Here is a 7,800-nt window from a genome sequence, read left to right as displayed (position 1 = left end):
CCGGCCCCGCCACGTCCCCCCGCGGCCGCGCCTGCTCGTACCGCGAACCGTCCGGCCGCCGCCCGCAATACTCCGGCAGGACGAGCGCCGCCTCCAGCCGCGTCACCACCGGCCGCGGCTCGTACAGGAGCTCCGCGGGCCGCCGCGTCCGGCCGTCCCGCAACCGCGCCCGGCAGACGAACCGCCCCGTCTGCGGCGGAATCCGCGCCGAAAAGACCGCCCCCTCCGGATCCGCCGACTCGAACGACATCGCATACGTCTCCGAAGGCCGCCCCTCGGATTCCAGGCGCACCCAGCCGCGTAAACCCTCCCACGACAGGCGGCCCCGCGCGCGGAACTGCAACACGACTTCCTCCCCCGCCGGCCGGACGATCCGGTCCGCCACGGGCTCCAGCGCCACCGACCGCGGAATCGCCCGGTCCCCCAGGAACTGCCGCACGAGAAGCGCCCGCGACGTCTCCGGCGCCGCCAGGAACGCCCCCGCCGCGAACGCCGCCGCCGCCGCGGCCGACACGCCCCCCCGGCGCAACGGACGCCGATCCAGCCGCGCCCGCAAATCCGTCCGCGCCGCCAGATCCTCCGCCTGCCGCGTCACCGCCGCCAGCAGCTCCGCCGACATCCCCTCCGTCCGCGCCCCCGGGGCGTTGAGCTCCACCGCCGTAATGAGGCGGTCCCCGAACTCCGGAAAACGATCTTCCGCCCAGAGCGCCAGGTCCCGCCACGAGCGGCGCGCCAGAAGCGGCCGCCCCACCCACGCCGCCCACGCCCCCACCCACACGAGCCCCTGCGCCGCCAGCCCCCCGACCCGCAGCCCCCACGGCGTGTCCATCCAGAGATCGATCAACCAGTCCGCCAGGGCCGCCGCCGCGAGCGTGCCCACCGCGAGCGCCGTCCAGCGGCCCGCCCCCGCCGCCGCTTCATGAACGCGCCGGCGCCGGTCCAGCTCCCTCAGCCGCTTCCGGATCGTCTCGGGAATCATCGCCCGCTCAGCTCAGGTTCGAAAACTTCCGCAGAATCCATTCCGCTCCGATCAGCGCCACGAAAAGAACGAGCATCGGCGCGTTCCAGAGAAGCGTCTCGCGGCGCTCCACGACGGGGGACGACTTCGGCCGCAGGGAGGCCGCCAGACGGTGAAGATCCTCCTCGCGGTAGAACGCCCCGCCGGACGCCTCCGCCGCCGCGCGCAGCGTCTCCTCCTCCATGCCGGCCACCTCGAGCTCGTGCTGCGGCGGCAGGTTCACCCGGAACTCCAGGGCCGCCGGAGCGGGCTCGTCCACCCGGAGCGCCCAGCGCCCGACCGCGTCGTTCGGCAGCAGCGCCCGGTAGTCTCCCGGCTGCCCGGGCACCGCCTCCAGCGAGAGCGTCCGCTCCCGGTCCGGCCCGGCCGGCGCGTCCAGAAACTCCAGGCGCGCGCGGATCCGCTCGCCCGAATAGGGCCGGAACTCCGGATCGAACGCCCGGGCATACACGTACGCGGGCCGCCCCAGCACGTTCTCCGGCCGCTCCAGCGCCAGCTGCACGCGCTTGGGCGCCCCCAGGAGGTGCGGCAACCCCATCTGATAAATCGTCTGGCCCCAGAAGCGGGCGAACAACCGCCCTTCGTCGCGCGCCCGCCAGCGCCAGGTCTCGTCCGTCCCGAGGAAAAGCGCCTGTCCCTTGCCGTAATGATGCACGGCCAGAACGGGAACCGGCGCGTCGCCCACCTTGGCGCGCGGATGAACCAGAAGCGCCGCCGCCCCCGGCCGCAGCCGCACGCCGGGGGCGAATCCGTAGAAGCCCGGAAGCTCCCGCCACAGCCGCGCGCTCTCGTCCGGATCGTCCGCCAAGGCGAGCATCTCCGCGCGCTGACCCTGCCGGGTGAGCACGGGAACGTACGCCGTCGGGCGCTCCGCCGGGTTGAACGGCGGCCGCGCGCCGGGGAACTCGACCGGAAGGACTTCCGCCAGCTCCGTCTTCGCCCAGCCCCAGGGCGCGTTCCGCCGCCCGGCGATGACGATGAGGCTTCCTCCCTCGCGCACGAAGTCCCGGATCCAGGCCGGCCGCTCGTTGCCCAGGAAGGACGCCGGAACGTCCCCGAGAATGAGCACGTCGAACGCGAAAAGCTCCGCCCGCGTCGAGGGAAACCCGGGCAGATACGGCGGACCGCTCTCGAGCGCCCTCCGGTCGCCCTGCGCCACCACGAACCGCGCCTCCGCGCGCCGGTCCCGCAGGAGCGCCGTCTGCAGGAACTTGTATTCCCAGCGCGGAGCCTCCTCCACGTAGAGGATCCGCACCTTCCGGTCCACGATGGACAGCGGCCGGCGAAGCTCGTTGTCCGCCGTGAACGTCTCCGAAACGCCGCGCGCCCGCACCGTCACGACGAGATCCCCCTTCTCCGGCAGCCCCGCGTCCTTGCGCGGCGTGAAGGGGACCACCTCGCGGAACTCCTCGCCCTCCCGGAGCGGCACTTCCCGGCGGGCCAGCACCCGGTCCCCGAGCCGGAGCTCGATCTCCGCCGTCCCCTGCCGGAATCCGCGGCACCGCCAGCGCACCGGCACCGCGACCTCGTCGTCGTAGAACACCGTCTCCGGACAGGCGAAGTCGCGGACCGCCAGGTTCCCCACCTCCGAGGAGCCCACTCCCCAGATGTGAAGGGGCACTCCCGAACGGACGCACTCCAGCGCCACTTCGTCCAGGCCCAGCGCGCTCGCGTTGTCCCGGCCGTCGGTCGCGATCACGATCGCCGCGGGGGGATCTCCCGCGCCGGAGAGAACCTCGCGGACCGCCTCCGCGAGGGCCGTGCGCGCGTCGGCGAACCTCAGCTCCTCCGCCCAGCGGGCGGGATCCTCGAGCCGCCGGACCCGCTGGCCGAAAAGATAGACCTGGAGCGGCCCCGCCCGCCGCAATCCGTCCAGAAGCGCCAGCTTCGGATGTCCCAGCACCGCCCGCACGAGCTCCGCGCGCGACGGATTCTCCGACGTTCCCTCGGGAGGTTCGGCGTCCGGGGAGAAGGGGGCGTCGGGCGGGACGCGGCCCTCGGCGACGGCGACCCGCCGCCGGTCGGCCGCCGAAAGGCGCTGATCCCGCTGGGTCATGCTCTGGGAATCGTCCAGGAGAAGCGCCACCGGCCGCGGCCGCTCGCGGCGCTCCTCGGCCAGAAGGACCGGACGCAGGAGGAGGAAAAGCGCCGCCGCCACGACCGCCGTGCGCAGAAGCGCCAGCACCGCGCGGCGGACCGGCCCCAGCCGGCCTTCCTCGCGGGCGTACAGCAGGAAAACGACCGCTGCCGCCGCGACCGCCGCCGCCGCCGCGACGACCGGGGACATCAGACCGTTGAACTGGAGCGACATGTCCCTACCGCCCCCGACTCGCCCACCAGGCCAGCACCGTCTCCACGCCGACCAGCGCCAGGACGGCCAGAAGAAGCCACAGCGTCCACTCCCGCCGGAGCCGCTCGGCGCCGGCGAAGATCGAAAGATCGTCCCCGGCCACCGTGTGGGTCACGCGCACTCCGAGGCGCTCATCGATCTGCGTTTCCGAAAGGCTCTCGAGATCCTCGCTTTCCCGGGGATCGGGCGCCGCGGCGAAGATCGGCCCCTCGGCCGTCCCCTCCGCCGCCCGCGCCGGGACGATCCGGTAGAAGCCCGCGCGGGAAAGCGGCGGAGAGGTCACGACCGGCCGGCCGTCGACGAGAACCGGCGCCCCGAGCCGCGTGCGGCGTCCCACGGGATCCTCCAGGGCGAAGATGCGCGAGGCCTCGCCGCCCGGCGCGGTCCAGCGGGCCGTCCGGCCGGCCACGACGTTATGCGCCTCTCCGCGCGTCCCGAGGAGCCTCCCGAGGACCGCGTGGACGAAGGGCAGGAACGCCGGACGCAGCGGCCAGTCCGACCAGCGCAGATCCGCCGAGGTCGCCACGAAGACGACCTCGCCGCTCCCCAGACGCCGCGCCGCGACGGCCGGCGCGCCGTCGGCGAAGCGAAGAAGCACGCGCGCGTCGTCGGAGGGCCGCTCCTCGAGCCCCAGGGCGTGGAGCACCGCCGTCTGATCCAGGCGGGACAGCGGCTCCTCCCGGAAGGGCGCCAGGAACGAGACGGGATCGACGGAGCGGGGATCGAAGCGCATCGGTCCCGCGGCCGGCGCGTCGCGCCGCGCGGTCACGGGGTACGGAAGAAGCCCGCGCGTCTCGAAGAGGGCGCGCGTGTAGGCCTCCGGGGAAACCCGCGGGCCGGCGAAGACGACGAGGCCGCGCCCTTCGCGGACGAAATCGCCCAGCCGGTCGAGGAATTCCTCGCCGAGCGCGCCCGGATCGCGCTCCCCGGGGGCGGCGACCGGAGCGTTCACGAGAACGCAAAGGTCCGCCTCGGCCAGCAGTCCCGGAGACGCCTCGAGCGGCCCCACGGCGCGCGGCTGGACGGGGTACGCGGCCCAGGCGCTTTCCGGCACCGGCCGGAGGCTGTGCAGAAGGTAGAACGCGGAGGCGGCCTCCGGGCGCAGATCGCTCGGCGCGCCGTCCACGACGAGGACGCGCGCCTGATCGCGGACGGGCACGACCTGGAAGAAATGGTTATCCTCCTCGAGCTCGTCGGGCCACACGGAGGCCGAAACGGGCCGCAGGCCCGCTTTCTCGAACCGGCCCGTGAGGGTGACGGCGCGGGTTTCTCCGGGACCGAGCTCCGGGACGGCCTGGGTTTCCCGCTCTCCCGGCCGGCCTTCGACCTCCAGGCGGACGGTAAGATCGCGCACCGTCTCGCGGCCCGTATTGCGCACCAGGACGGCGAAGGCCAGGCGTTCCCCCGTGTGGGGGATTCCCGACTGGAGCGAGATTCCCGCCAGGGTCACGTTCCGGGGCGGGCGGGTTCCGCAGCGGACGAGGGTGACGGAGGCGCGGCCGGCGAGCTCCCGCAGCCGGGAGACGAGCGCGGCCCCCTGGGTTTCCCAGGCGGATTTCTGGAAGTCGCTGAAGATCCAGAGCTCCTTGTTGGGGGAAGGGCCGCGGGCGAGGACTTCCGCCGCCAGGGCCGCGCCCGGGTAGAGGTCGGACGCCTCGTGGGAAAGCTCGAGGGCGCGGAGGCGCTCGCGGGCCAGCTCTAGGTTGGAGGCCGCGGCGGGACCGAGGAGCGCCGCGCGGTTGGAGCAGGCGACGATCTGGGCGGTGGAGCCGGGGGGCAGGTGGTCGAGGACGGCGAGCGCCGCGCGGCGGGCGCGCTCGAAGCGCGTGGCGGCGCCCTCGCGCGCGCCCATGCTGAGCGACGTATCCAGGAGGAGCACCGCGTCCACGGCGTCGCCCCCGCCCGCGCCCGCGGCGGTCGTGGGCCGCGCCAGGGCCAGGGCCAGAAGCAGCAGGATCGCCGTGCGCACGAGGAGCAGGAGAAGCTCCTGGAAGCGGATGCGGCGGCGGGTCTCCTGGACGCTCCGGAGGAGAAACTTCATGGCCGCCCAGGGGACGGTGCGGTAGCGCGAGCGGTAGAGAAGGTGGAGGATCACGGGCAGGCTCGCGGCGGCCAGGCCCCAGAGCATCCACGGCGCCAGGAGCGACACGTCTAGATCCTCCTCACGCGGAGCCGCCGCGCCAGGTATCCCGTGAGCGTCTCCGCCACGGGCCGGGAGGTGTCGACCAAAACGTAGTCCACGCGGTGCGCCTCGCAGCCCTGGCGCAGCTCGTGCAGCCATTCCTCGAGGGCCCGCAGGTAGGTGGGCCGCACGAGGCGCGGGCGGGTCAGGAGATGGACGGGCTCCTCCATGCCGTCGAACTTCACCATCCCGTCGAAGGGGAAGGCGATCTCGTCGGGGTGGAGCACGTGGAAGAGGATGACCTCGTGGCCCTGGAAGCGCAGGTGGCGCAGGCCGTCGAGGAGGGGCGGCACCTCGTCGAAGGCGTCGGTGATCAGGAAGACGAGTCCGCGGCGGCGGAGGCGGTCGGCGAGTTCGTGGAGGAGAGGGCCGATCGCGGTCTTCTCGCGCGGTTCGACGGACTCCAGGGTGCGCAGGATCTCCTGGACGTGTCCCGGCTGGCCAGCGGGGGGAAGCTGGGCGCGCCAGGCGGCGTCGAAGACGTAGAGTCCCGCTCCGTCCCGCTGGGCCACGATGAGATAGGCGAGGGACGCCACGAGGGTCTTGGCGTATTCGAGCTTGTTCTGCTCCCCTTCCCCGTAAAGCATGGAACGGCTGGCGTCGAGAAGGAGATGGGCGTAGAAGTTGGTCTCCTGCTCGAACTGTTTGATGACGTAGCGCTCCGAGCGGCCCCAAACCCGCCAGTCCACGTAGCGGACGTCGTCCCCCGGAACGTATTCTCGGTGCTGGGCGAACTCCACGGAGAATCCGTGGTAGGGGCTCTTATGGTCCCCGACGCGGAGACCTTCGACGAGGGTCCGGGCGCGGAGGCCCAGGGCCTCGGCGCGGCCGACGACGTCAGGGCGGAGGTACGCGCTCGGCATCGTTCGTTACGCGGCTTCGTGGCGGGGCGCGGCCTCGAGGAGGCGCCGGACGACATCGTCCGGGCTGACGCCTTCGCTCTGGGCGGCGAAGTTGGGGATGAGCCGATGGCGCAGGACGGGGGCGGCCACGGCGGCCACGTCCTCGACGGAGGCGTGGAAGCGCCCGTGGAGGACGGCGTGCGCCTTGGCGGCCAGGACGAGGTTCATGCTGGCCCGGGGGCCGGCGCCCCACGTGAGCCACTTGTTGACGAAGTCGGCGGCCTCGGGCCGGCCGGGGCGGCTCATCCGCGAGAGCCGCTTGGCGTACGCGAGCACGTGATCGCTCACGGGGACGCGGCGGACGATTTTCTGGAGGGCGAGAATGTCTTCCGCTCCGAGGACCTTTCCGACCGCGGCGGGGGCGTCCGAGGTGCCCAGCCGCATGATCCGCTCTTCCTCCTCGTCGCTGGGATAGTCCACCTTGATGAGGAAGAGGAAGCGGTCGAGCTGGGCCTCGGGGAGCGGGTAGGTGCCTTCCTGTTCGATCGGGTTCTGGGTGGCCAGGACGAAGAACGGATCCTTCATGGGGTGATCGACGCCGCCGACGGAGACCTTGCGCTCCTGCATGGCCTCGAGGAGGGCCGCCTGGGTCTTGGGCGGGGTGCGGTTGATCTCGTCGGCCAGGACGACGTGGGCGAAGAGGGGTCCCGGCATGAAGCGGAAGGCGCGCTGGCGGGTGACGGGATCCTCCTGGATGACCTCGGTGCCGGTGATGTCGCTGGGCATGAGGTCGGGCGTGAACTGGATGCGCTTGAAGGAGAGCTCGAGGGCCTGGGCCAGGGTGCTGACCATGAGCGTCTTGGCCAGGCCCGGGACGCCCACCAGGAGCGCGTGGCTGCGGCAGAAGATGGCGGTGAGAAGCTGATCGAGCACCTCGGTCTGGCCCACGATGACTTTGCCCATCTCTTCCCGGAGCCGGCGGTGCGCGTCGCGGAGCTTTTCGACCCGTTCGACGTCGGAATCGGCGGCGAGGGCGTCGCCCATGGGGTCACCTCCTTGGAAGGAATCGTCGTCCGAACGATGAATAACACTCGGAGCGCCGCGCGTTTCACGGCTCGCGCCGGAGCTCGCGGAGGATGAGGCGGTCGCGCCAGCGGTCGGGGAGCGCGCGCACAAGCGCCGCCTGCAGGCGCGTATCGGCCCCCACGCGGTAGCGCGCGCGGGGCCGCCGGGCGGTGAGGGCGTGAAGGACCGCCCGCGCCACCGCGTCGGGCGGCACGCCGCGCGCCTCGACCCGGCGGCTGGCCTCCTCGACGCGCGCCAGGGCCTCCCCGTAGAGCGCGCGGGCCTCGGGAGGCAGCCGCTCCAGGATCCCGCGCGCCGCGCGGCGGGATTTTTCCCAGAGGGG

General features: G+C 72.9%; 6 protein-coding genes. All 6 read right to left on the bottom strand.

Going from position 1 to position 7,800, the window contains the following annotated elements; genetic code table 11:
- Nucleotides 1-979: hypothetical protein (locus tag VNO22_08235; GenBank protein HXG61347.1), on the bottom strand; the 979-nt coding region annotated here is incomplete at its 3' end.
- Between the two features lie 7 nt (nucleotides 980-986).
- Nucleotides 987-3,329 carry a hypothetical protein gene (locus VNO22_08230; GenBank protein ID HXG61346.1) on the bottom strand — a complete coding sequence of 781 codons (2,343 nt, stop codon included), beginning with the start codon at nucleotides 3,327-3,329 and terminating at the stop codon, nucleotides 987-989.
- 4 nt (nucleotides 3,330-3,333) lie between these two features.
- A complete protein-coding gene (locus tag VNO22_08225) occupies nucleotides 3,334-5,517 on the bottom strand; it encodes a BatA domain-containing protein (GenBank protein HXG61345.1) in 2,184 nt (727 codons plus the stop codon).
- 2 nt (nucleotides 5,518-5,519) lie between these two features.
- A complete protein-coding gene (locus tag VNO22_08220) occupies nucleotides 5,520-6,413 on the bottom strand; it encodes a DUF58 domain-containing protein (GenBank protein ID HXG61344.1) in 894 nt (297 codons plus the stop codon).
- Nucleotides 6,414-6,419: 6 nt separating this feature from the next.
- A complete protein-coding gene (locus VNO22_08215) occupies nucleotides 6,420-7,436 on the bottom strand; it encodes a MoxR family ATPase (protein ID HXG61343.1) in 1,017 nt (338 codons plus the stop codon).
- A gap of 64 nt (nucleotides 7,437-7,500) precedes the next feature.
- The coding region (locus VNO22_08210; GenBank protein ID HXG61342.1) for a hypothetical protein at nucleotides 7,501-7,800 on the bottom strand (300 nt) is incomplete at its 5' end.

The sequence above is a fragment of the Planctomycetota bacterium genome (assembly GCA_035574235.1).
Classification (GTDB): Bacteria; Planctomycetota; MHYJ01; order MHYJ01; family JACPRB01; genus DATLZA01.
The sequence above is the reverse complement of the archived record's forward strand: the minus strand, read 5'-3'. Positions and strand labels throughout refer to the sequence as shown.

Coding starts and splice junctions, on each gene's coding strand:
- VNO22_08230 (HXG61346.1), bottom strand. CDS start 3,329: ATGTCGCTCCAGTTCAACGGTCTGATGTCCCCGGTCGTCGCGGCGGCG.
- VNO22_08220 (HXG61344.1), bottom strand. CDS start 6,413: ATGCCGAGCGCGTACCTCCGCCCTGACGTCGTCGGCCGCGCCGAGGCC.
- VNO22_08215 (HXG61343.1), bottom strand. CDS start 7,436: ATGGGCGACGCCCTCGCCGCCGATTCCGACGTCGAACGGGTCGAAAAG.